Source organism: Agrobacterium vitis, assembly GCF_014926405.1.
GTDB lineage: Bacteria > Pseudomonadota > Alphaproteobacteria > Rhizobiales > Rhizobiaceae > Allorhizobium > Allorhizobium vitis_H.
Window position 1 is genome coordinate 378,629 of the sequence record NZ_JACXXJ020000003.1, and the last position, 25,035, is coordinate 403,663.

Sequence of the window (25,035 nt, forward strand, 5' to 3'; positions counted from 1 at the left end):
TCATGTCCGGCGAGACGAAAACCACCTGCCCCTATTGCGGCGTCGGCTGCGGCGTGATTGCCAAGGTCGAGGACACCAAGGTTAAGGACAATGGTGCCGTCAGCATCAAGGGCGACCCGGATCATCCGGCCAATTTTGGCCGGCTCTGTTCCAAGGGCTCGGCGCTGGGTGAAACGCTGGATCTGGATGGCCGGGCGCTCACTCCGACCGTTTACGGTGAGCACCAGACCTGGGATGTGGCACTCGATCTCGTGGCCGAGAGGTTTTCCCGCAGCATTGCCGAGCACGGACCGGATTCGGTCGCCTTCTATCTCTCCGGCCAATTGCTGACCGAGGATTATTACGTCGCCAACAAACTGATGAAAGGTTTTATCGGCTCGGCCAATATTGACACGAATTCCCGTCTCTGCATGGCCTCCTCAGTCGCGGGCCATAAGCGCGCCTTCGGCTCCGATACCGTTCCCGGCACCTACCGAGACCTGGAATTGGCCGATCTCATCGTGCTGGTCGGCTCCAATATGGGCTGGTGCCATCCGGTGCTCTATCAGCGGATTGCTGCGGAAAAGGCCAAGCGCCCCGGCCTGAAAGTGGTGGTGATCGATCCGCGCCGCACAGCAACCTCAGACATTGCCGACCTGCATCTTTCCATCCGCCCGGATGGCGATGTGGCACTGTTCAACGGCTTGTTGGTGCATCTGGTCGAAAACCGCAGCATCGACCAATCCTACATTGCCACCCATACGAATGGCTTTGCGGACGCGTTTGCCGCCGCTGCCGGTCAATCGCTTGGCGATTTGATGGAGAAGACCGGCCTGCCCGCCATGCAGTTGCGGCAGTTTTTCCAGCTGTTTGCCGCAACGGAAAAAACCGTGACCTGCTACAGTCAGGGCGTCAACCAGTCGTCGCTTGGCACGGACAAAGTCAATGCGATCATCAACTGCCATCTGGCCACGGGCCGAATCGGCAGGCCCGGCATGGGGCCGTTTTCGCTGACCGGCCAACCGAATGCCATGGGCGGACGAGAGGTCGGCGGCCTCGCCAACATGTTGGCCGCCCATATGGAGCTGGGCAATCCCACAGATCGGGATCGCGTGCAGCGGTTCTGGGCCTCGCCTGCCATGGCCGACAAGCCGGGTCTGAAGGCCGTGGACATGTTCAAGGCGGTGGCCGATGGCCAGATCAAGGCGCTGTGGATCATGTCCACCAATCCTGTCGTCTCCATGCCCCATGCCGATGCCGTCAAGGCGGCGATTGCCGCCTGCCCCTTTGTTGTTGTCTCCGACATGCAGGCCGATACCGATACGGCAAAGCTGGCGCATGTGCTGCTGCCAGCCGCTGGCTGGGGTGAAAAAACAGGCACCGTCACCAATTCCGAACGGCGAATTTCCCGCCAGCGAGCCTTCAAACCGGCCCCCGGCGAGGCGAAGGCTGATTGGTGGCAGATGGCGGAAATTGGCCGCCGGATGGGTTTTGGCCGCGCCTTTGCCTATCAGTCGCCCGCTGAAATCTTTGCTGAACATGCCGCCCTATCGGGTTTTGAAAACGACGGCACCCGCGATTTCGATATCGGCGCTTACGGCGCGATTACTGAGGCAGATTATCAGGCGCTTGCCCCCTTCCGATGGCCCCAGAGACAGGGAGAGCCTGCGGCGGAAAGCCGGTTTTTCGCCAATGGCGGCTTTTATCATCCCGATGGCAAAGCCCGTTTCATTGCCTGCGAAACTGCAATACCGGATAGGGCAAGCCAGGATTTTCCCCTCTCCCTCAATACCGGGCGGGTGCGCGATCATTGGCATACGATGACGCGGACGGCAAAAAGCGCGAGGCTGTCGGCGCATCTGGCCGAACCTTTCGCGGAAATCCACCCGCTGGACGCCGCCAATCTCGGCATCGCCGATGCGGCCTTGGTGGAGATTTCCAGCGAGACCGGCAGCCGGGTGATCGTCCGTGCGCTTTTGACCAGCCGCCAAAGCCGGGGTGCCATTTTCGTGCCCATGCACTGGACCGACGAAACCGCCTCACTGGCCCGCATCGATAGCCTCGTACCCTCCTTGGTAGACCCGGTTTCGGGGCAGCCAGCGCTGAAACATGTGGGTGTTGCGGCACAGCCCTATGCGGCAAAGGCCTATGGTTTTGCCGTATCAGCTCATAAGCCGCAGGCGCTGGACGCATCCTATTGGGCTTTGGCCAAGGCCGAGCATGGCTGGCGGCTGGAGCTGGCTTTCGAGCATGGCTGCGATTGGGAAAATTGGGCGAGAACCGCGCTTGCCGTACCCGCCACCGCAGAGATGATCGGCTATAGCGACCATGCCAGTGGCGATGTCAGACTGGCATTTTTTGACGCAGGCAGGCTTTGCGCCGCGCTGTTCATGGCAAGCCAACCGGTTGCGGTGTCGCGCAATTGGGCCAGCGCCCGGCTTGACGACGACTTTACCGATCGCCGCACCCGGCTGGCGCTGATTGCCGGGCGGCCCGGCGCTGGCCATATCGATCCGGGGGCAATTGTCTGTTCGTGTTTCTCCGTGGGGATCAACCAGATCACCAACGCTGTCAGGGGCGGTTGCGGCTCGGTCGAAGCCGTCGGCCAGACCCTGTCAGCCGGAACCAATTGCGGCTCCTGCCGCGCCGAAATCAGGAGGATTATCGATGCCGTTCAAATCCTTGCCGCAGAATAACTCCCGCCGCCCGGAACGGGTCGCGCCGCTCGCAAAACTGCCGGTGTTCTGGGCGCTCGAGGGCAAGCGCGTCATCATCGCCGGTGGTTCGGATGGTGCCGCCTGGAAGGCGGAATTGCTGGCTGCGTGTGGCGCTGATGTAGAGGTGTTCTGCGCAGAAGACGAATTGTCCGATACCTTCCGCGCCCTCCTTGAAGAGCAGGACCGCATGGTCCTTCATTCCCATTGCTGGCATATCGGCATTTTTGAAAACGCCGCCTTGGCGCTTGCCGATTGCGAGACGGAGGACGAGGCCAAGGCGTTCTATTGCGCAGCAAAAGCGGCGGGCGTGCCGGTCAATGTCATCGACAAGCCCGCCTATTGCCAATTCCAGTTCGGCTCCATCGTCAACCGCTCGCCGGTCGTGGTGGCGATTTCCACCGATGGCGCGGCACCAATCCTCGGGCAGGCGATACGGCGGCGAATCGAAACCCTGCTGCCCCCTGCCCTCAAACCATGGGCAGAACTGGCGCAAGCGATCCGTGGCCGGATCAATGAAAAGCTGGCACCCGGCGCACCGCGCCGCGCCTTCTGGGAGCGGTTCGTGGACCGCGCCTTTGCCGGCAATGCACCACCGCAGGACAATGAGGAGGATTTGCTGCTGAACGAGACCGCCAGGCTCGCGAACGCCCCGGCACTTGGGCGGGTCACACTGGTCGGCGCGGGGCCGGGCGATGCGGAGCTATTGACCCTGAAAGCCGTACGGGCGCTGCAAGCCGCCGATGTCATCCTGTTTGACGATCTGGTCTCCCCTGACGTTCTCGAACTTGCCCGCCGTGAAGCCAAACGCATGCTGGTTGGCAAGCGTGGCGGGCGGGAAAGCTGCAAGCAAGACGATATCAACGAGATGATGGTGCGGTTTGCCAAGGCTGGCAAACGTGTGGTGCGGCTGAAATCCGGCGATCCGATGATTTTCGGGCGGGCAGGCGAGGAAATCGCCCGACTGGCGGATGAGGGCATTGCCGTGGATGTCGTACCCGGCATCACCTCAGCCAGCGCCATGGCGGCGGCGCTTGGCATTTCGCTCACCCACCGCGATCATGCGCAATCGCTGCGATTGGTGACGGGCCATTCCCGGCATGGCGACCTGCCGGAAAGCCTCAACTGGCGCGATATGGCCGATCCATCCGTCACGACAATCTTCTACATGGGCGGCCGGATGGCAGGCCGGATTGCCGAAAATCTGATGGCCGCCGGCATGGCTTCCAACACGCAAGCGGTGGCGATGACCTCGATCAGCCGTGCTGAACAGACAAACTGGCGTGGAACGGTCGGGGATCTGGCCGATGCGGTTGCCACACTTGGCGTCAGCAACCCTATCCTCATCGGCGTCGGCACCGCCTTTGCCCAGCAAGGCACAGCGATGCCGTGTGCTTTCCCCAAGCAGGCAGAACAACAAATGGCGGCCTATTGAAAGAAAACACCTCCAAAAACGAAAAGCCTGCCGCGGGAGGAGGTGCGGCAGGCTTTTCGAAAAGAACCGAACGACGGCTGGGAGGAGGAATGCCGTCATTCCGACGGGCCGCTCTGGGAGGAGGAGAAGCTGGCCCGGTATATCGAAGCTCAGCGGGAGGAGGATGCATCGCTTCGATGAAAAGAGTTATACCTGATTTTCGCACATTTTCGAGGCAGATTTTCGCACGCCAGCCATGCGCTATGCGCGTAGCGAATTGCTCGAACCGTCAATGCCCCCCTGCGGACAGAACGGCCTGCGGATCGCGGTGAACAGCAAACCGGTCCATCATATGCGCACTGGCGATGTTCATGCCCTTAACATCGACCTCGGCCCCCTTGGCGCGAAACTTCAGCACGATCTTATCAAGGGCACCAACAGCGGTAATGTCCCAGAAATGCGCCTGGGTCACGTCGATGGTAATCGCTTTCACTTCATCATCGAAATCGAAGGCGGCAATGAAAGCATCGGCGGAGGCAAAGAAGATCTGACCATCGACCCGGTAAAGCCTCGACCCATCCTCTTGGTCTTCCGCCTTCACATGCACCATCCGCGCCACCTTGCCGGCAAAAAACACCCCCGACAACAGCACACCGGCCAGCACGCCCTTGGACAGATCATGGGTAGCGACCACTGTCACCACTGTCACCAGCATGACCAGCGAGGAGGAGGGAGGATTGCGGCGCAGATCGAGGATAGACCGCCATGAAAAGGTGCCAATCGACACCATGATCATGATCGCCACCAGAGCCGCCATCGGCACAACGCGCAGGATATCGTCCAAGACCAGCAGCAGGACCAGCAGGAATGCACCCGCGACAAAGGTCGAAAGGCGCCCTCGCCCACCGGACGAGACATTGATCACCGACTGGCCGATCATGGCGCAGCCGCCCATGCCACCGAACAGGCCGGAAGCGATATTGCTTGCGCCCTGGCCGATGCATTCCTGGCTCTTGTTGCTTTGCGTATCCGTCATGTCATCGACGATCTGCGCTGTCAGCAACGATTCCAGCAGGCCGACAGCGGCGAGCGCAATGGAATAAGGGAAAATGATCTGCAACGTCTCAAAGGTCAGAGGCACCTGCGGCCAACCGAACAGCGGCAGGCTGGACGGCAATTCGCCGAGATCGCTGACGCTGCGGACATCCCACCCGAACCACCAGGTCGCGGCTGTCAGAACGGCGATAGCCACCAGCGGTGACGGCACCACCTTGGTGAGGCGCGGGAAGAGATAAATGATGGCAAGCGCCACACCAATCATCACGAAGGTCGACGGTGGGCGGCCAAGCAATTCCGGCAACTGCGCCATGAAGATCAGGATCGCCAGGGCATTGACGAAGCCCGTCATCACCGAACGCGACACGAAGCGCATCAACCGCCCCAGCTTCAGGAAGCCCGCCAGAATTTGCAGCAGGCCCATCAGCACCGTTGCGGCAAACAAATATTGAATGCCGTGATCCTTGACCAATCCACCGATCAATACAGCGGTTGCGGCGGTGGCAGCGGAAATCATGCCCGGACGCCCACCGCAGAAAGCAGAAACGCAGGCGATGATAACCGAGGCAAACAGCCCAATCTTCGGATCAACCCCGGCAATCACCGAGAAGCCGATAGCTTCAGGAATAAGCGCAAGGGCCACGACAATGCCCGACAGGACATCGCCACGGATATTCGAGAACCAGTCTCGCTGGTATCGTTCAATTTTTTTCATGGAGATTGTTTCGCAACGGGGAAGATTTTTCACAAACGCTCAGATCTTGCCGAATAAACGGATCATCACGTTTCAGAAATGTCGTGCGTTGTCTGGCGGATCGGCGGCCAGAATAGCCACCCGGAATTTCACCGGGTCCGTGGTTCATGGCTTTCTATACGCAGAAAGCACCTGTCTTTGCAATCCCGTACCCACACTGGCCAGGAAGAAGCGGGGGTCAGAAGCCCGCGACCTTGCCCCAAGCCGAGTGAGCCAGCCGCTCTGGCCGATAGTCTTTGGGATCGACAATCGGTTCGGAACCGGTGATGATATCGGCGATCAGATGCCCTGCCCCCGGCCCGATGCCAAAGCCATGGCCACTGAATCCCGCCGCCAGAATAAAGCCCGGCAGGGATGGAACCTCACCGATGGCGGGCACACCATCCGGGGTGCTGTCGATATAGCCAGCCCAACTGGCCGAAATCTTTGCGCCAGCCAAAGCAGGCAGCAATTCGCCGGCCCGGCGATAGGTTTCGGCGATCAGTTTGCGATCCGGTATCGGATCGAGAATACGGTTGCGCTCCATTGGCGTCGCCTTGTCCAACGCCCATTTTGCCAGTGTCTCATGGCCATTGCGCAGACCTTCGATCGTACCCGGCTTCAGGCTTCTCCACCGCCGCTGGAACATTGGCAGGAAAGCCTTGCCATAGCGAATTTGCTGGGGGGTCAGATCGACGCTGGCACGGCCGCTGATCGCCAAGGTATAGCCGCCATCGCCCCGGCGGGTCACGGAAACCCGCGCCGTATGCAGGGCGTCTGGCAAAGCTTCGGCACCTAATCCGTCAAGAGGACCGACAGAAAGGATAGAGGACCGGATAGACGCCTGCGGAAAGCGAATGTTCAACTGATTGCAGAAGGAAGACGCCCAGGCGCCGCCCGCCATCACCACGGTTCCCGTGCGGATCGTCCCCTTTTCCGTCACCACGGCACTGACCCGGCCAGCCTCGGTTTCCAGCCCACGGGCCGCGCAATGCTGCATAACGGTTCCGCCAAATTTCATCACGCCGCGCGCAATAATCGGGGCAGCCCTTTCGGGGACCGCTATGCCATCGCTGGGCGAAAACACCCCGCCAAGCCAAGGCTTTCGCGTCGCGCTGCCTTTTTCGGCGGCTTCCTTGCCCGAAAGCATGTGCGTGGTGACGCCGACTATTTTGGCAAAGTCACGCCATTTGGCCCAGGTGGCGATTTCCGCCTCGCTATTGCTCAGGTAAAGCAGGCCGCAGCGGCGAAACCCGACATCCTCGCCAATGTCGCTGGCAAAACTGTCCCACAGATCCAGGCTTTTTGTCGCCATCGGCAATTCGCGGGCATCGCGGTTCTGCTGGCGGCACCAGCCCCAATTGCGGCTGGACTGCTCCGCCCCGATCAGGCCTTTCTCCAGCAGGACCACTTTGACACCGCGTTTTGCCAGGAAATAGGCGGTACATGTGCCGACGATACCGCCGCCGATCACCACGACATCCGCCGCCTCCGGCAAAGTGCTATGGGTCTCTACTCGCAACAGGGGTACACGCATGAAAAGCTCCTTGATTGCTGATCAGCATAAGCATTTCCATCAGTGAAAAGCACCGCGATTGCACCAGATTCAGCATTTCCTTCCGTTTTTAGAAACCCAAACGATCCCTATGTTGCATAAGGTTTTTCAAAGCTTTCCAGCGTGCTTTCCTGATGATGATCGCTTGCACTTTGGCTTTCGAAGCATAATATGCTGGCACACAGGCTTCAGGGAAAACTGGCATCAGGGGAAACAGCAGCGTGAAGCTCGACAGGATCGACATCAAGATTCTCTATGAACTGCAAAAGAACGGTCGGATCACCAATGTGGAACTGGCCGAACTGGTCAATCTCTCCCCCAGCCCCTGCCTGATGCGCGTAAAGAAACTTCAAGCGGAGGGCTATATCGAAGGCTATTCCGCCCAGATCAATGTCAGCAAGCTTGGCCAGACGCTAACGGTGTTTACCGAAATCACCTTGAAGAACCACAGACAGATCGATTTTGCCCGCTTTCTGGCCGCGGTTGAAAAAGTTGACCAGGTGATCGAATGCCACCTGGTCTCCGGCGGCTATGATTACATGCTGAAATTCGTCACATCAGGGATTGGTGAATACCAGTCGATCATGGAACGGCTGACCGACATGGATATTGGCATCGACAAATATTTCAGCTTCGTGGTGCTGAAATCACCGATCGTCAAATCGCATATGCCTCTGACCAGCCTGTTTCCGATGTAGGTTTTCAAATTATTCAACTACAAATCACCGCTTCCATTGAAAGCGCCAGGCCAAGCAAGGCTTCGTCTGACCCTGCAGGCCCGGAGACTTGCAGGCCAACAGGCATATTGGCATCACCCGTTCCGCATGGCAGCGAAACGGCGCACCAATCGAGGAAATTGCCGAGCATTGTGTTGCGCAATGTCTTGCCATTGGTGGCCACGAACAGGTCATCGTCAGCCACAAGCGGCGCGGTCAGTGGTGCGACATGCGCGACGGTTGGCGTCAGGATGAATTCATCCGTGCCGATCTGGCCGGTAAATTCCGCAATCAATTGCTCTCGCCGGTCAACAAGCTCGACATAGCTGGCAAGGCTGATGTTTTCGCCCAACCGCGCACGGGTTGCGACGCGGTGATCCATGCGGGCCGCGTCCGGCCCATGCAGACGGTGGCGATGCAACACATAGGCCTCCGCCGTCACCAGCGGGCCATGCTTGGCGAGAACATCGAGGATCTGCTGCATGATCGGGAAGGCTTGACGGCGCACCACGGCGCCCGCCTGCTCCAGGCGGCGTATCGCAGCCTCAAACGCTTTAACCACACCATCCTCGGCACCATCGAAAAACACCGTGTCGGGCACGACGAAACGGCATCCAGCCAAGGCGGCGCGGGTCACCTGCGGATGCGTCAGCCCGCGCATGGCAGCATCGATCCAGACCGCATCCTGCACGGTGCGGCAGAGCGGACCAAGGGAATCGAGACTTTTGGAGAGAGGAAAGACGCCACGCATGGAATAGCGGCCACGGGTTGCCTTATAGCCGACAATGCCATTGAAGGCGGAGGGAATGCGGACAGACCCGCCCGTATCCGTCCCAATCGACACCGGCACCAGCCCGGCTGCCACCGCTACAGCCGAGCCCGAGGACGATCCGCCGGGAACCCGCGCCTCGCCCACACCGTGCGGATTGCGCGGTGTGCCGTAATGCGGATTGACCCCAAGGCCGGAAAAGGCAAACTCGCTCATATTGACCTGACCGATGGACACCATTCCAGCACTCGCCAGGGCCTGGACCACATCCGCATCGCGCGATGCCGGTGGCTGATCGTCCAACACCACGGAACCTGCGGTGGTGGTTATTCCCTTGAGATCGAAAAGATCCTTCCAGGCAATCGGTATGCCGTCCAGAGGGCCGAGCGAGCAACCGGCCCGGATGCGCAATGCCGAGGCCTGGGCCTCCTGCATCGCCCGCTCCGGCGTTAGCCGGGTGAAAATTGTCTGATCCCCGTAATCCCGGATGGCCCCCAACGTCTGATGGGCGAGATCCTGCGGATCAAGCGCGCCGGACTGGATCAAGACAGCAAGCTGGGCAATGCTTTTGCCTGAAAGGCCTTGGCCTGAAAAGTTTGGGGTCATCGGTTACTCCTTCAATACAATATTATGCCGCCATCAGCTGAAGCCAGCGACGCACCAGATAATTATGTTCGTCCATGGTGGTGTTCCACACCGCGATGCGGTTGGCACGCTGCCAGTAAGACCCGCCCCTGCGGCTTTCGCCAGCCTTGATCCGCATCGCGCCATCCGGTCCGGGCAAGTCCTGCGCGGCGGGCAGGCCGCCATACCAATAATCCCATTCCGCCTTGCTCAGATACGCCTTTGAGCGCTGCGGCGTGGAGATGTAATAGCCTTGCCGCGCAACGACAGCACCTGGCAACCCGGAAATCCACCAGTTAAGATAGTCATAGGCCACATCCAGCATCCGCCCTTCAAGGCCACGCGACAGGCAAAGCCCGCCATGCCAGGCCCGGTAACCTTCGACCGGCACCGCCTGCTCCACGGCCATGCCCTGACCGCTCAAGATGGTAATGCCTGTGGACCACATGCTCTGGATATCGGTACGGCCCTTGACCATCAGGGCTGCGGCATCCTCTGCGGTGCGCCAGAAGTCCCTGAAAAATCCGGATTTTTTCTTCTCGGTCAGAATGGCGATCAGCCGATCGATCTCGACCACGGTCATATTACCGATATTGTCGAACCGCATCAGGCCAGCCGCCTCGGCAGCAAGGGCCGCATCGAAAATGCCGATGGCGGGCTCGTCCACCAGCGCCACCCGGCCCGTCCAGGTCTCGTCCAACAGACTTGCCCAACTGGACACGGACCTGGGGCTTTTCACCAGATCGCTGCGATAGGCAAAACTGTCGAAATTATGGGTGGTGGGCAACATGGAAATATGGCCGGTCGGATTATCGCCCAGCGACAGGTCCGGCTGGACGAACAGTTTCTTGACAGGTGCATCGCCCTTGCCCAGTTGGGCACTCGGCTCCAGTCGTCCGGTCTTGGTGAGATCGGAAATCTCGTTCCAGAGGTCGATCCGCTTCAGTTCTATCGGCTGGATGGCGCGCCAATACCAGACGATGTCCAGGTTATGAAAGCACTGATCGTAGATGTCGTAACTATCCGGCGCCTGCGCCGCCTTGTGCTGGGTGGTCAGGAAATCATTGTTGTCGAACACGACCTCGATGCCAAGATCCTGCTGCGCCTGGACGCGCAACGGTTCCAGCAAGGAAATCGCCGTGCCGAGCACCCGAAGACGCGGTTTGCCTTGCGTATGAAGGGCGGGCGCAGGAAAAGAAGCCGGTGGGTTATGGGTGTTCATTGGCGTTTGACATTCCTGACTCACTTATAAAGCCACCGTAAAACCATAGAGCCTCTGTCACCATCCATGTCTCTCACTTTATCGCAAAGGCCTCGAAAGACCGCCTGATCAGCGCCGTCTCCAATCCATCCACAATGAAAACCAGCCTGGAGCGTCGATCCGCCGATGGCCAGCCGCCCATATGGACGGGCGGATGCACCAGATGCTGGACCCCGTGAATGGCAACGGGCCGGTCCTCACCCGCGATGTTCAAAATGCCCTTCACCCGGATAATCCTGGCGCCATGGCGGTTGAGCAACATCGTCAACCAGATGCCGAAAGCGGTCCAGTCGATCGGCGCGTCAACCGTCACCACGAAGGAGCGGAAGTCGCCGCTATGGCCAGCATCTGCTGGCGCTTCGCAGTAAAAACCGCTGGCCGATTGCAGGGTGGAACTGTGCAGGCTGGCATCGTCATCCAGCAGGCTGGCGGCTGAAAAATCCGGGGCCGCGGCGGCAATTATCGCTGCATCGAGATTGATCGACGCGATCCGGGCCATCAACCGTCCGGTCAATTCAGGCTGTTCAAGGGCTTCAGTCATATCGGTTTTGGTGATCACCAACCGGTCGGCAATCGCCACTTGCCGGGCCGATTCGCCATAAGCGTCCAGTTGCCCCAACCCATTAATGGCATCAACCGTGGTGATGACATTGCCGTGGCGAAAATGATGGCGCAGGACCGGATCGGCTTTCAGCGTCGATAAGATTGGAAACGGGTCGGCAAGCCCGGTGCTTTCAATCATCACCCGGCGAAAGGGTGCGATCTCGCCCCGCTCCCGGCGGTCATGCAGGGTTCGCACGGCTTCAGCCAGATCGCCGCGAATGGTGCAGCAGACACAGCCGGATTGCAAAAGCACCGTATCACCATCGACCGTTTCCACCAGGTCGTGATCGAGGCCGATTTCGCCTAATTCATTGATCAGCACCGCCGTATCGGCAAGGGCGGGGTCTGACAGCAGACGCTTCAGCAGCGTCGTCTTGCCGGAGCCGAGGAAGCCGGTCAGCAAATTGACAGGAGTGAACTGGGGAATAGCACCCCTTGCATCAGCCATTACGGGCCATTTCCATCCGCGCGATCAGCACTGGATCAAGCGGATCGCAGGCCCGACAGGACATTTTTTCGGCGGCAGACCAGAGATGACCGAGATCCTCGATGATCTCGGTCTTTCCCGTCAGGCTGGACAAGAGATAGGATGAGCCCTGCCAGTCGGAGAGCGACAGGCCATAAGCCTTCAGCACCCGGTTGGCGGTGTTCACCCGGTTCATCCGTTCACGGCGGCGGTCCACCCGCTCGCCATTGCGGGTGTAAACGCCGGGTCGGGCCACGGCGTCGGCCCAATGTTCATTGCCGCCGATCACACCGCACAGTGAACACATGACACTCTCCTTTCACGGACAAGGGACGGCATAGCGCCGCCCCTCTCCGTCTTGTTACTTCTTGCGCGGAAAGCGCTTGGCGAAATCGTCGGCGATCTCGTTCATGGTCACGAATTTCACCCCCGGATGCTTGCTCATATGGGCAAACAAGCGCTCCAGCATCATCAACACCTGCGGGCGTCCGGCAACGTCAGGGTGAATGGTGATCGGGAAAACCGCATAATCCATTTCACGATAGACCCAATCGAACTGATCGCGCCAGATCTGCTCGATATCATGCGGATTGACGAAGCCGTGGCTGTTGGGTGATTTCTTGATGAACATCATCGGTGGCAGGTCATCGAGATACCACGAGGCCGGAATTTCGATCAGGTCGGTCTCGTGGCCACGCTTCAAGGGCACCATCCAGTCGGAGGGCTTCTTGGAATAGTCGATCTTGGTCCAGCTATCGCCAACGCGCACATAATAGGGCGTGAAATCATTATGCATCAATGAGTGATCGTATTTGATGCCGCGCTCCAGCAGCAACTCATTGGTGACATTGGAAAACTCCCACCAGGGCGCAACATAGCCGGTCGGACGCTTGCCAGATAGCTTGGTGACCAGCTCGATGCACTTGTCCAGCACTTCGGTTTCCTGCTCGCGGGTCATGGCAATCGGGTTTTCGTGGGTATAGCCGTGAATGCCGATTTCATGGCCTGCATCGGCCACCGCCTGCATCTGCTCGGGGAAGGTCTCGATGGAATGGCCGGGAATGAACCAGGTGGTCTTGATGCCGAAACGCTCGAACAGTTTCAGCAAGCGCGGTGCGCCGACCTCACCGGCAAACAGGCCACGGGAAATATCGTCAGGCGAATCCTCGCCACCGTAAGAGCCGAGCCAGCCGGCCACTGCATCCACATCGATGCCGAAGCTGCAAAAGATTTCCTTTGCCATGGTGTTTTCTCCTTTTGATAAAGACTTTTTGATCAGGTGCGGACCTGTCAGTGTGCGGCGATAATGGTGGCATCCGACGGCTTCCACGACAGAAACACGTCGGAGCCGACCGGAAACTCATCCGGGCGATATTTCTCGACATGGGCCTCGAGAGACAAAGACCGACCATCCGCCAGCACCACTGAGATATGCGAGACATGACCGACGACATCGGCACGTTGAATGCGGGCATGAACCGCGTTGCCACCATGGGCCACAGCAACCCGCTCAAGCGGCTCGCGGTTTCCATGATGAACCTGAATGGCCTCGGCGGGAACGACGAGATTGGCGAGCCCGCCGTCGGACACCGAGCCATTGACCAAGCCCGCGAGCAATCCTTCCGGGGTCTCGACCCGTAAATCGCCTGCGCCATCGGCGCGGGCATGCCCCTTGAAAATCGCGTTTCGGCCAATAAATTGCGCCACAAACGGCGTCGCGGGCCGGGTATAGAGCTGATGCGGCGGGCTGACCTGCTCGACACGGCCCTGGTTCATCACCACCACCCGGTCGGACAGCGCCAGCGCCTCCGATTGCGCATGGGTGACGAAGATGAAGGTGACGCCCAGCGTCCGTTGCAGGATTTTCAGCTCGTTCTGGATCGCCTTGCGCAGATTGGCATCGAGCGCGCCAAGCGGCTCATCCAGAAGCAGAATGTCAGGCTCGATCACCAATCCCCGCGCCAAGGCCACCCGCTGGCGCTGGCCGCCGGAAAGCTTTTCCGGCTTGCGCTCGGCTATGTCTTCAAGCCCAAGCGTTGCAATGATCCGCTCTACCTTGCGGTCGCGCTCAGCCTTTGCCATGCCTTTGACTTCAAGACCGTAAGCGACATTGCGGCGCACGCTCATATGAGGAAACAGCGCGTAATTCTGAAAGATCGTTGCGGTCGGGCGCATCTGCGGCGGCACATCGTTCATCCGCACGCCCTTGATCATCATATCGCCGGAGGAAATACCCTCGGACCCGGCAATCATCCTCAACGTCGTGGTCTTGCCGCAGCCGGATGGGCCGAGAAAAGCGATGAACTCACCCTTTTTCACCGCCAGGCTGAAGGCACTGACAGCCGTGGTGCCATTGTCATAGACCTTGCCCACATCAATCAGTTCCAGGTCGTAAATCATCGGCTCTCTCCGGTGCAGCATCAAAAGGGAAGACCGGAGCCAACCGGTCTTCCCGCGTTACATCAGGCGTTCAGGAACTCGTCCCACTTCTGCACCAGATGGTCGTATTCATCCGGCCATTGATGCCAATAAGCGACGTTTTTGGCGCGCTCTTCCAGCGAGCCGCCATCGCGCAGGTCGCCTTCCTTGATGCCGCGCTCTGGCGCTCCGGTCCAAGGCTTGCCCTCGTACCAGAATGCATATTTTTCCGGTGCCATGACGCTTTTGATATTGGTGGAGGGCGAGTAATAGCCCTGCTCCGACACGGCAATGCCCGGCTCACCCGACAGCCAGTAATCGGCATAGGCGGTGACGGCTTCCTTGTTAGTCGTACCTGCAATCATCGACGGACCAATGGCCCAGGCGCGGTAGCCTTCCTTCGGCACCGCATATTTGCAGGACTTGCCCTGCGCCTTCACTGCCATGACCGCAGGCTGCCAGGCATCGCAAACCACCATTTCGCCTGAGGCCATCAGGTTGACCAGTTCGCCGAAATCACCCCATAGCGCCCGGAACTGACCTTCCTTCTTCTTCGACACCAGGAAGGCTGCGGCCTCGTCGATTTCCTTGGCGCTTGGATTGCCGGGGTTCTTGACGTTGAGCAGGCCAAGCGTGTTCATCGCCATGATCGCCTGACCAAAGGCAATCAGCGGATCGGTGTTGAGGCCAGACTTGCCCTTCCATTTCTTGTCGAAAATCGCCGCCCAGCTATTGGCTTCCTCGGCGGAAACCACATCCGGGTTATAGCCGATGGAATCGTAGTTATAGACGGCTGGCACCATGTTTAGTGTCGTCTGTCCTTCATCAGCCCAGATCTGTCCAACGATCTGCGCCTTCAAGTCCCATTTGTCGGATGGCTTGGTAAAGGTGTCGCGGATATTCGCCCAATTTTTCAAGCCGGAAGCCGGCACCGGCTCGACATTGTTGGTCATGACGATGGCAGGCAGGCGCTCGGCGATGATTTCCCAGCAGTCGTAATCCTTCGAGCCGGACAGGATCTTGGTCTGCGCATCCGGGAAGGTTGCCGCCGTGCCGGATGTGCCGCCAACGCCGGAGGCCTTCTTGAAGTCATTGAGAATGCGCTCCTGCACCGTCACCGAAAGGCCGATGGTGCGGAGCTGCTGGCTGGCAAGGCTGGTTGCCTGGGCATAGGCTGCCCGCGACGAGAGGAAGGGTGTCCCCGCCCCCATGGCCAGCGCCATCATGCCGGTGGAGCGTTTCAGAAGCGATCTGCGGTTCAATTCCATTAAAGACATGGCAGTTCTCCAGTTTTTGAGTTCCCGATCCGGCTTTGCCGGTTTTTGTTGTTGTTGATGTTGCTGTCAGTAGCGCCCGACCAGTAGTCCTCCATCGACGACCAGCACCTGGCCGGTCATGTAGCGGGCGGCATTGGAGGCAAGGAAAGTGATGACATCGGCAATATCGTCGGGTGTTCCGAGCCGTCCCATCGGGATGATTTCGGCGGCTTTTTCCGCTCCCACCGGCCCGAGCGAGTTTTCCTCCGACAGCAATTGCGCGGTGCGGATATAGCCCGGTGCAATGCCGTTGACCCGCACCCCTTCGCGGGCAAGCTCGACGGCCAGACCGCGCACCAGTCCGATCACCCCGGATTTGGCAGCGGAATAATGCACATGTTCATCCCAGCCATAGGCAATGCCCATGATCGATGACAGCGCGACAATCGACCCGCTTTTGCGGGCGCGCATGCCGGGAGTGGCCGCCCGCACGAGGCGGAAAATGCCCTTGAGATCGATATCGAAGGTCAGGTCCCATTTTTCGTCAGTCAGTTCTTGAAGCGGTACGCGATGCGCAATGCCCGCATTGGCGACCACCACATCGATCCGGCCAAGCCGTGCCTCAATATCCGCAACCAGCGCATCGGCTGCTGGTGTCGAGCGCACGTCATAATGATGAAACTCTGCCGAGCCGCCAGCAGCGCGAATAGCCTCCGCCACCGCCTCGCCTTCGGCGTCCAAAATATCGGTGACGACGACATGATCGCCGAGCGCACCGAAGGCTTTGGCGGCGGCGGCGCCGATGCCAATCCCGGCTCCGGTGATGATGACGATCCGCTGGTTCTGGTTGCTCATCTGTCTCTTCCTTCACGGTTCAAAGCATCACATCGCCGGAATTCGGTCCCAGTGTCTGGCCGACGAACAGGGCAGCATCCGGGGAGGCAAGGAAGGAGACGGCGGCGGCCACTTCCTCCGGTTCACCGAACCGGCCAAGCGGCAGTTGGGCTCGTTTGGCATTCCGCCAGTCTTCCGAAAGGCCCATGACCAGCGGCGTATTGATTGGGCCGGGAGCAACCGCATTGACACGCACGCCACGGGCCGAGACTTCGCGGGCCAAGGCCTTGGTCATGCCGATAATGGCCGCCTTGGCACCGGAATAATGCACCAGTTCGACGCCGCCGATCTGGCCGAGTTGCGATGCGATATTGATGATGACGCCGTCTCCCCGCTCCAGCATCGGTGGCAACACGGCGCGGGTCATCAGGAAATTGCCGCGCACATGCACCGCAAACATCCGGTCAAAATCAGCGACCTCAAGATGTTCGAACAGGGATTGATGGGCGATCCCGGCATTGTTGACCAGCAGCGCCACCGGCCCATGGGCGACGACGGCGGCAGCGCAGATCGCCGCCGCTTCCGTCTCGTGGGAAACGTCACCAGCATAGGCCGAGGCCTTGCCACCCGACGCCGTGATCTCTTCGGCGACGGCTTTCGCTCTTTCCAGGGCAAGATCGTTGACCAACACGCCATACCCGTCTTTTGCCAGCCGGAGTGCAATGGCGCGACCAATGCCGGAACCGGCACCGGTGACAATGGCGGAGGGGAAAGCGGACTTTTCCATCATGCGTCCTCCTGCACGGCGATGCGCCGGGCACGTCGCACCGAAAGCCCCATCAGCACGGCGTAAGTGCCAAGCAGCGCGAAGGAAAACAGCGTGGTCAGCACGCCGAAGGCAAAGACATTCGGATGCACCTCCACCGAAAACGTCCCGTAGATCGCCAGCGGCAGGGTGAGATCGCGGCCAGAGGCAAACAGCGTGCGGGAAAACTCGTCATAGGACAGCGTGAAGGCAAACAGCATGGCCGACAGCACGCCCGGAAAGATCAACGGAAAGGTGATCTTGCGAAACGTCCGCATCGGGCTGACGCCAAGCGACCAGGCCGCCTCTTCGACGCTTGGGTCGAAGCGATTGAAAATCGCCAGCATCACCAGGAAGGCGAAGGGGAAAGTATAGACGACATGCAGCACGAAGGCCGTACCCCACCAGTGCCGGTCGATGCCAAGTGTATTGGCAACCAGCGCCATGCCAAGCCCGACCAGCACGCCCGGCACCATCATGCCCAGCACGATCAGGTAGAAGACCAGACCGGAGCCTTTGAACCGGCTGCGAAAAGCCTGCGCCGAAATAACCCCCAGCACGGTGGAGACGATCATTGTCATCACTGCCAAGCCCATGGACCGTACCAAGGCATCGTTGATCGGCAGTGGCGCAATGCGCGACGGCGGCGTCAGGCCGAACAGATGCTTGTACCAATAAACCGACCATTCGATGATCGGAAATTGCGGGCCGCCTTCCGGTCCCGTCTGGAACGACAGGATGGCGAGGACCACCAAAGGCCCGTAGAGAAACACCAGAAACAGCGTGGTATAAACGCCAAGTCCCAGTTTGACCGCACCGGAATTCATCCTACAACTCCTTCCTGAGATCAACGACCCGCAGCAGCGCCGCAACGACGAGCCCCATCAGCAGGGTGAGGATAACGCCCGCCACCGCCGCAAAGGCCCATTTCAGCGACCCGACTTGGGTAACGATGATATTGCCGAGCAGATTGACCTTGCGGCCCGACAGCGCCGCCGAGGTGGCGAATTCGCCGAGAACCATGACCGAGACAAAAATCGCCCCAACCACCACGCCCGGCATCGACATCGGCAGGATGATGGTGCGGAAAATCCGCCAGAAACCGGCCCCGAGATCCTGCGCCGCCTCGATGATTGCCGGCTCGATCCGCCCCAGCATGAAGGCGATGGGGCCGACCATGAACACGCAATAGATCTGCGTCATGCCAATGATCACGGACAGTTCCGAAAACAGCAGGACTTCGATGGGATGGCTGACGATGCCAAGCTTCATCAGGATCATGTTGATCGCCCCTTCCTTGCCAAGCATTGGCCGCCAGGCGAGGACGCGGATCAGGAAGGAGGTCCAGAATGGAATGACGCACAGCACCAGAAGCACGGTTTGCAGCGTCTTGTTTTTAACGAACAACCCAACAAACAGCGCCGCCGGATAGCCGACAGCCAAGGTCGCAACCAGCACCAGCAGCCAGATCCTGACCGTGGTCCAGAGCGCGCCGAGATAGGTATCGCTGGAAAAGAAGGTGATCCAGCTTTGCAGCGTCAACACCGGCTTGATGGTGAAGGTGGTTTGCGTCCAGAAGGACACATAGACCATCATCAACATCGGCAGCACCAGGAACAACAGCATCCAGACAACACCCGGCAGCACCAGCCAGAAGGAGATGCGCGACGGCTTGGCGGCAGGTTCCGCTGTTGCGACGACAGTGTCGCTAAGGGATTGATTATGCATAGACAAGGGCGTGCTCCTTGTTCCAGACCAGCGCGTAGCGGGTCTGCGGTTCGAGGATCGGGCGGGCGTCCTTGCTCAAATGGGTTTCCACTTCGAAGACAGAGCCATCATCCGCCGAGAAGAACGAATAGACCGCCGAGCCGGTATATTCCTCGGCCAGAAAGCTCGCTTCGATTGCCACCTCATCAGTGCCGCGCTCGGCGATAACAGGACGGATGGAGATGCGGTCATGGCGAATGGCATAGGCGGGGCTAGAAGCCGATTGTCTGAAGCCGCCGAGCGGCAGGCGGCCTGCCGGGGCCACGAAACTGTTGCCATCGACCGCACCGGAAAACAGATTGTAGCAATTCAGGAAGCGCGCCACATCGGCGGAAACCGGACGGTTATAGATCGTGTCGGAGCTGCCGGTCTGGGCAATCCGCCCGCGGTCCAGCACCAGAACCATGTCGCCCATGGCCAGCGCCTCGCTCTCGCTGCCGGTAACATGCAGGAAGGTCACGCCGCAGCGCTCGCGGATGTCGCGCAACTCGTTACGCATCCGGGCGCGCAGATTGGCGTCCAGCGCGCCGAGTGGCTCGTCCAGCAGCACCATTTTCGGCTCTGTAACCAGGGTGCGGGCCAAGGCAACACGCTGTTTCTGGCCACCGGAAATCTGGGTGACAGCGCGGGTTTCCAAGCCCTGCAAGCCAACAAGCGCGATGATGTCACGCACCCTGTCAGCCACTTCGCCAGCATTGGTCACCGGTGCCACCTCACGATTGGCAAGGCCAAAGGCGATATTTTCCCGCACACTCAGATGCGGAAACAGCGCGAAATTCTGAAAGACGAAGCCGATGCCACGGCGATGCGGCGCCACGTCCTGCATGGATTGTCCGGCAAAGCGGATCGAACCGCCCTCACACCGCTCGAAACCGGCAATCACCCGGAGCAGTGTTGTCTTTCCCGATCCGCTTGGGCCAAGCAGCGAAATATAATGATTGTCGGGCAGCGAAAGGCTCAACCCATCGAGGGCACGCGTATCCCCATAGGTCTTGACCAGATTGTGTAGCTCGAGCACGGATGTCACGTCGGTTCTCGCCAGTTGCGCCCAGCCAGCCGCACCCGAACACCCTCCCGGTAAACACAGGAAGAGCGCTTGCGCCCTTCAGCAAAGGCGCATCACAGGAATCGGCAATCGGGCATTTTTCTATTCGTTCCGCTTGTCCGTGCTTCTATTGGCACGATACAGACGAAGCATGGCATGGATGATTTTTGTATTCAATATACTTTTTTATGATTTTTAAATTCAATTGATTTTTAGGGTAAAACACCAAGGATTCCACTAGCGTACACCCTACAAATCTCAACAAAAAAGCGTAGAACGCTCTGCAAAAACCGACATTGCCTGCCGATTTTTCGGATTTTTTTCAATTGGACGCCTGCAATAGCATCTGGAAGGCTCACACTTTGGCCAACCCAGACACGCTTTTAAAAATGACTATTGCACACGATATCCAAAAATTAGATGCTTCATGCGCATTCTGATTTTTATACCTCTAGTCTCGAAAGCAGTTTTCGCCTTACAGAGATAGCAGACCAACGGGAACAGCCTGCGCCATGACGACACAAACCGGCCAACGCCGCTATGAAATTGCCGAGGCCGTGCTGCGCTCCAACATCGCCGAAGGCCTGTTGCCTCAAGGGCTTGTGCTGTTGGAAGGCCATATCGCCGAGATCCTGCAAACGTCCCGCGCACCGGTACAACGCGCCTTGCAGGCGCTGGAGGCCGACGGGCTGGTGCATCGGTTTCACGGGCGCGGCTATCTGGTCGGCCCGACAGGGTTTGGCATAGAGCCGTTGAGGACCGATATCCGCAGCATCGGCCTGACCGTTGCCAAACATGCCGACGACGCCTTGCAAAACCGGTCCTCCTGGGAGCGGATTTACGACACCGTTGAGCGCGATGTGGCAGGATGCGTGGTGTTTGGTCGCTACCGGATCATTGAGACCGAACTTGCCAGCCATTTCAACGTCAGCCGCACGGTGGTGCGCGATGTGCTGGCGCGGCTGAGCGAACGAGGACTGGTGCGCAAGAACCAAAGCTCCCACTGGATTGCCGGACCCTTGACCGCCCAAACCATCAAGGATCATTTCGGGTTGCGTGCCATGCTGGAGCCGCAGGCGCTGACGACGGCTGCGCCCCATATCGATAGCGAGGCGCTGCTTTGCCTGCTGGAACGGCTTCGGCAGTTGGAGAGGGATCATGCCGGGGATGGCCTCAGAGATGTGATGGAGATGCAGCAAGGCTTCATCGACATCTGCATTCTCGCCACGCCCAATGAGAAGCTGCGCGAATTGATCCGCAACAATCTTCTGCCGGTGACTGCGGCGACCAGCCTGCTGGCCCGCCTCGGCCTGCCCGGCGACCTGACGACGATTACTGAATTTAGGCTGATCGTCGAGTTGCTGGCCCGTGGGGCGACCACGGCGGCGGCGGCCATGCATGGCACCCATCTGGACGCCGCCCTGAACCGAACCATCGCCCAAATGAAGATCGTCGCGATCATTCCCGATCCAGGCGCCACGGCGGCCTATCTGACCCGCGTTCAGGAGTGAGTGTGGCGCAGCATCGATCATGATATCGCCCCTACACGTTCAGAGAGGCGCTGATGTCGCGGATCATCGCCTGCCGCTCACGACGCGCCGCCAGGGCCTGCTCCATGTCCACCTTGACGAACCGGGTTGGCGTATGTGGCTGCAATTGGCCGATCAGGTCCATATCCGCTGAGATCAACGTGCCGACCATGAAATAGCCGCCGCCGGAAACGGCGTCACGGTGCAGGACGATTGGCTCACTGCCGCCCGGCACCTGGATTGAGCCATAGGGATAGCAGCTATCGACAATATTGGACGGATCGGAGCCTGCCCCAAACGGCGGGGTGCGGGGTACAAAGTCCAGCTTGCGCCCGCCCCGAAACCGGTAGCCCATCCGGTCGGCTTCCGGCGCTACCTTCCACTCATCCTCAAAGAAATTGCCCTTTGCCTCTTCCGTCAGCCGATCCCAGTAGAGACCGGGCAAAACGCGCAGTTCGGCAGGCGCGCCCGGACGGCGGCGCAGCGCCGGCGGAATGGTCCGGCCTTCCGGCACAGGCTTCGCCTGCCCCACCGGCAATTCATCTCCAGCAGCAATCGCGCGACCCTGGAAGCCACCAAGTGCGCCGATGGCGTAGGTGGAGCGCGATCCGAGCGCCAGCGGCACATCGATGCCGCCAGCAACGGCAATATAGATCCGCGCCCCCGCCTTCAGGAAATCGAAACTCAGCACCTGACCTGCCCGCACCTTGAAGGCGGTCCAGCCGGGCTGCTCCTCGCCATCAAGCCGGATCGGCATCTCGGCTCCCGTGACGGCCACCATGGTGTCGGCGGCAAATTCCAGCTTCGGCCCGATGAACACCGCCTCCAGCCCCGCCGCCCCTTCATCGTTGCCGACGAGCAGATTGGCGGCCTTCAGCGCCAGCCGGTCCATGGCCCCGCCCTGGGGAATGCCGAGATGAAAATAGCCGGGACGGCCCAGATCCTGAACCGTGGTGGCAAGCCCTTGATGCAAAACCTTAATGACCATGGAGAAGGCCCTCCAGCCTGGCGTTATAGCCGCTGATGTCTTTCTGGAATTCCGAGAGATCGAAGCGCACCTCGCGGATTGGCGGCACGAATATGCCCTTGTCCACCTCTTCCACCGCCTGATCGTAACCATCGCGATCCACCGGCTTGAACTTGACGATATCGCCCGGCTTGAAGAACACCATGAAGTCGCGCAGGTAAGAGGTGGTTTGCGTCGGATCATAGATCGGCATCGGCGTAATACCGAACATCTGATAGCCACCGGCACCGCGCACCGAATAGATGCAGCCGAAACAGCCACCATGGCCGACCGTCAGCCTCGGCGTATCGGTGCGGGGCCGCAGATATTTCGGCACCTCGATTTGTCGTTGCCGCTCGACCATCTGGTACATGAAAGGCAGGCCGGACACGAAGCCGACCATGGAGACAAACCAGGGCGAACCGGCATGAGCGGCGATGAAGTCCTCGACCCCAGAGTAATTGTTGATCTTCGCGGCATAATCGAGATCGGTGCCATCAGGCTCCTGATGCCGTTCACGAAAGCGCATCAGCGTCTCATGGGTCCAGGGATCGTTGTAGAAGACCGGGATTTCGACGAGCCGCGTGGCGATCACCGGATCGCTTTTCGCTGCCGCCACCTCGATGGCTTGGACTTCCTTCAAAATATCGTCGGGATGAATGACATCAGGATCGAACTTGACCTGGAAGGAGGCATTGGCCGGGCAGATTTCGGTGACGCCCTTGATCCGGGCTTGGGAAATGCCGTTGGTCATCGACAGCGAGGTGAAGAAGGCTTCCAGCGACATCGCCTCGCTGCATTCCACGAACAGATGCTCATCACCGCCGAATGTATATCGCATTGCCATCAGACAGTCTCCTTTGAAGCGGGTGCCTTGGAGGGAGCAGGAAAGGCCGTTTCCAGCCATGGCTCCAGAAACCGGGTATGGACATCGGCGCTCCGCACCGAGGGATCAGCCACCAGCTTTTTGTGCAGCGGAATGGTGGTGGCAAGACCGCCAATTTCGAAATGCTCCAGCGCCGAGCCAAGCTTTTCCAGGCAGGCTTCACGGGTTTCCGCCCAGACGATCAGCTTGCCGAGCAAGGAATCGTAGAACGGCGGCACCTGATAGCCTTCATAGAGCATGGTATCGAAGCGGATGCCGTCGCCCTCGGGAATATGCAGGGTTGAGACCGTGCCGGGACCGGGCAGAAAGCCACGCGCCGGGTCCTCGGCATTGATCCGGCATTCGATAGCGTGGCCGGAGAGCACCACATCCTCCTGGCGCAGCGACAAAGGCGCGCCACCGGCAATGCGGATCATTTCCTGCACCAGATCGATGCCGGTAATCATTTCCGTCACCGGATGCTCGACCTGGATGCGGGTGTTGACCTCGATGAAATAAAATTCACCGCTCAGCTCGTCATAGAGATATTCAACCGTGCCAGCGCCGCGATAGTGAACCGACCGCGCCAGCGCCACCGCGCTATCGCACAGGGCTTTTCGCACATCAGCAGGCAGGCGCACCGATGGGCCTTCTTCCCAGACCTTCTGGCGGCGGCGTTGCAGCGAGCATTCCCGCTCGAAGCAATGAATGGCATCATTGCCATCGCCGAGGATCTGTACTTCGACATGGCGGGCGCGGGTAATGACCTTCTCGATGTAAAGCCCGCCATCGCCAAAGGCAGCCAGCGCTTCGGAGGATGCCTGCGGGAAATGCCGTTCGAAACCCTCCATGGTCTCGGCAATCCGAATGCCCCGGCCACCGCCGCCAGCCGCAGCCTTGATCATCACAGGAAAGCCGATTGTCTCGACAATCACACGCCCTGCCTCAAGGTCATCCACCCGGCCATTTGAACCCGGCACAGTCGGCACACCGGCCAGCATCGCCACCTTACGGGCCTCGACCTTGTCACCAAGCAGGCTGATAGCTTCATGGCTCGGACCGATGAAAATCAACCCGGCATCGGTGACGGCCTTGGCGAAAGCGGCATTTTCGGAGAGGAAGCCATAGCCCGGATGCACCGCATCAACGCCGGTTTCCAGTGCCGCTTTCAGCACGGCCTCGATATTCAGGTAGGATTTGGCCGCCGATGGCGGGCCAATCTCCACCGCCTGATCGGCCAGTTTCACCGCCAGCATGTCACGGTCTGCGGCGGAATGAACCTGCACAGTGCGAATGCCGAGCGCCTTGGCCGCCTGGATGATCCGAACCGCAATCTCCCCCCTGTTGGCCACCATCAGCGACGAAATACTCATGCCTGCACCTCGGCGATCACCTGACCGGCCATGATCGGCTCATTGTCTTCCGCCACGAACACCAGACCGGTGCCGGAGGCATCCGCATGCACTTCATGAAAGGTCTTCATGACCTCAATCAGGCCGATAACATCGCCTTCAGCCACCGCATCTCCATCATTTTTGAAGCTCGGGGCATCGGGAGACGGCTTGCGGTAGAATGTGCCAGGCAGGGGCGATCTGATCTCGTGGGTGCTCATGGCTGTCT

At 59.5% G+C, this 25,035-nt stretch carries 22 protein-coding genes and 1 other annotated feature; of the genes, 4 read left to right on the forward strand and 18 right to left on the reverse strand.

Annotation, left to right across the window (positions count from 1 at the left end):
- Positions 1-2: 2 nt before the first annotated feature.
- Positions 3-2,675: a nitrate reductase gene (locus IEI95_RS03330; RefSeq protein WP_156537362.1), complete on the forward strand. Its 2,673-nt coding sequence runs from the start codon at positions 3-5 to the stop codon at positions 2,673-2,675.
- A complete protein-coding gene (cysG, locus tag IEI95_RS03335; RefSeq protein WP_156537182.1) occupies positions 2,647-4,128 on the forward strand; it encodes a siroheme synthase CysG in 1,482 nt (493 codons plus the stop codon). Before IEI95_RS03330 ends, cysG begins: the two co-directional genes overlap by 29 nt.
- A gap of 268 nt (positions 4,129-4,396) precedes the next feature.
- Here cysG and IEI95_RS03340 read toward each other — a convergent pair whose 3' ends face one another.
- Both IEI95_RS03340 and IEI95_RS03345 read right to left on the reverse strand, forming a co-directional pair.
- A complete protein-coding gene (locus IEI95_RS03340) occupies positions 4,397-5,878 on the reverse strand; it encodes a SulP family inorganic anion transporter (protein WP_156537183.1) in 1,482 nt (493 codons plus the stop codon).
- A gap of 86 nt (positions 5,879-5,964) precedes the next feature.
- Positions 5,965-6,020: a sequence feature (sul1 is cis-regulatory element that is thought to sense ions involved in sulfur or methionine metabolism; They are found in Alphaproteobacteria), on the reverse strand.
- 75 nt (positions 6,021-6,095) lie between these two features.
- Positions 6,096-7,433, reverse strand: a complete 1,338-nt coding sequence (locus IEI95_RS03345) for an NAD(P)/FAD-dependent oxidoreductase (protein ID WP_156532353.1) — start codon at positions 7,431-7,433, stop codon at positions 6,096-6,098.
- Between the two features lie 239 nt (positions 7,434-7,672).
- Between IEI95_RS03345 and IEI95_RS03350 the strand changes: the two genes are divergently transcribed.
- The gene (locus IEI95_RS03350; protein WP_060717165.1) at positions 7,673-8,149 is read left to right on the forward strand and encodes an Lrp/AsnC family transcriptional regulator; all 477 of its coding nucleotides are present in this window, start codon (positions 7,673-7,675) and stop codon (positions 8,147-8,149) included.
- Positions 8,150-8,162: 13 nt separating this feature from the next.
- On the opposite strand, the gene IEI95_RS03355 is transcribed toward IEI95_RS03350, so the two are convergent.
- From IEI95_RS03355 to IEI95_RS03410, 12 genes are all read right to left on the reverse strand, one after another.
- On the reverse strand, positions 8,163-9,542 hold the full coding sequence (locus IEI95_RS03355) for an amidase (protein WP_156537184.1): 1,380 nt from the start codon (positions 9,540-9,542) through the stop codon (positions 8,163-8,165).
- Between the two features lie 22 nt (positions 9,543-9,564).
- The gene (locus tag IEI95_RS03360) at positions 9,565-10,782 is read right to left on the reverse strand and encodes an ABC transporter substrate-binding protein (protein ID WP_156532351.1); all 1,218 of its coding nucleotides are present in this window, start codon (positions 10,780-10,782) and stop codon (positions 9,565-9,567) included.
- Positions 10,783-10,855: 73 nt separating this feature from the next.
- Entirely contained in the window at positions 10,856-11,872 is a 1,017-nt protein-coding gene (locus IEI95_RS03365) for a CobW family GTP-binding protein (protein WP_156532350.1), read from the reverse strand.
- Positions 11,865-12,197: a hypothetical protein gene (locus tag IEI95_RS03370; protein WP_087730293.1), complete on the reverse strand. Its 333-nt coding sequence runs from the start codon at positions 12,195-12,197 to the stop codon at positions 11,865-11,867. The genes IEI95_RS03365 and IEI95_RS03370 overlap by 8 nt, the downstream gene beginning before the upstream one ends.
- A gap of 54 nt (positions 12,198-12,251) precedes the next feature.
- A complete protein-coding gene (locus tag IEI95_RS03375; RefSeq protein WP_070150143.1) occupies positions 12,252-13,133 on the reverse strand; it encodes a polysaccharide deacetylase family protein in 882 nt (293 codons plus the stop codon).
- Positions 13,134-13,180: 47 nt separating this feature from the next.
- Complete coding sequence (locus IEI95_RS03380) at positions 13,181-14,290, reverse strand: ABC transporter ATP-binding protein (protein ID WP_194415913.1); 1,110 nt, start codon at positions 14,288-14,290, stop codon at positions 13,181-13,183.
- Between the two features lie 62 nt (positions 14,291-14,352).
- Complete coding sequence (locus IEI95_RS03385) at positions 14,353-15,585, reverse strand: ABC transporter substrate-binding protein (protein ID WP_156532348.1); 1,233 nt, start codon at positions 15,583-15,585, stop codon at positions 14,353-14,355.
- A gap of 66 nt (positions 15,586-15,651) precedes the next feature.
- Complete coding sequence (locus IEI95_RS03390; RefSeq protein WP_194415916.1) at positions 15,652-16,419, reverse strand: SDR family NAD(P)-dependent oxidoreductase; 768 nt, start codon at positions 16,417-16,419, stop codon at positions 15,652-15,654.
- 19 nt (positions 16,420-16,438) lie between these two features.
- A complete protein-coding gene (locus IEI95_RS03395) occupies positions 16,439-17,188 on the reverse strand; it encodes a glucose 1-dehydrogenase (protein ID WP_194415918.1) in 750 nt (249 codons plus the stop codon).
- Complete coding sequence (locus IEI95_RS03400) at positions 17,185-18,030, reverse strand: ABC transporter permease (protein ID WP_087730288.1); 846 nt, start codon at positions 18,028-18,030, stop codon at positions 17,185-17,187. The genes IEI95_RS03395 and IEI95_RS03400 overlap by 4 nt, the downstream gene beginning before the upstream one ends.
- A 1-nt stretch (position 18,031) precedes the next feature.
- Positions 18,032-18,931 carry an ABC transporter permease gene (locus tag IEI95_RS03405; protein WP_194416254.1) on the reverse strand — a complete coding sequence of 300 codons (900 nt, stop codon included), beginning with the start codon at positions 18,929-18,931 and terminating at the stop codon, positions 18,032-18,034.
- A complete protein-coding gene (locus tag IEI95_RS03410) occupies positions 18,924-19,997 on the reverse strand; it encodes an ABC transporter ATP-binding protein (RefSeq protein WP_194415919.1) in 1,074 nt (357 codons plus the stop codon). The genes IEI95_RS03405 and IEI95_RS03410 overlap by 8 nt, the downstream gene beginning before the upstream one ends.
- Positions 19,998-20,527: 530 nt before the next feature.
- Between IEI95_RS03410 and IEI95_RS03415 the strand changes: the two genes are divergently transcribed.
- Positions 20,528-21,526 (forward strand): GntR family transcriptional regulator, encoded by a 999-nt coding sequence (locus IEI95_RS03415; RefSeq protein WP_012654157.1) that lies wholly within the window; start codon positions 20,528-20,530, stop codon positions 21,524-21,526.
- Between the two features lie 31 nt (positions 21,527-21,557).
- Here IEI95_RS03415 and IEI95_RS03420 read toward each other — a convergent pair whose 3' ends face one another.
- Genes IEI95_RS03420 through IEI95_RS03435 form a run of 4 tightly spaced genes read right to left on the reverse strand, consistent with a single transcriptional unit; the run spans position 21,558 to position 25,027 of the window.
- On the reverse strand, positions 21,558-22,532 hold the full coding sequence (locus IEI95_RS03420) for a 5-oxoprolinase subunit C family protein (RefSeq protein ID WP_194415921.1): 975 nt from the start codon (positions 22,530-22,532) through the stop codon (positions 21,558-21,560).
- Positions 22,522-23,397: a 5-oxoprolinase subunit B family protein gene (locus IEI95_RS03425; protein ID WP_156532343.1), complete on the reverse strand. Its 876-nt coding sequence runs from the start codon at positions 23,395-23,397 to the stop codon at positions 22,522-22,524. Before IEI95_RS03425 ends, IEI95_RS03420 begins: the two co-directional genes overlap by 11 nt.
- Positions 23,397-24,788, reverse strand: a complete 1,392-nt coding sequence (locus IEI95_RS03430) for an acetyl-CoA carboxylase biotin carboxylase subunit (RefSeq protein ID WP_156532342.1) — start codon at positions 24,786-24,788, stop codon at positions 23,397-23,399. Before IEI95_RS03430 ends, IEI95_RS03425 begins: the two co-directional genes overlap by 1 nt.
- On the reverse strand, positions 24,785-25,027 hold the full coding sequence (locus IEI95_RS03435) for an acetyl-CoA carboxylase (RefSeq protein ID WP_156532341.1): 243 nt from the start codon (positions 25,025-25,027) through the stop codon (positions 24,785-24,787). Before IEI95_RS03435 ends, IEI95_RS03430 begins: the two co-directional genes overlap by 4 nt.
- Positions 25,028-25,035 lie beyond the last annotated feature (8 nt).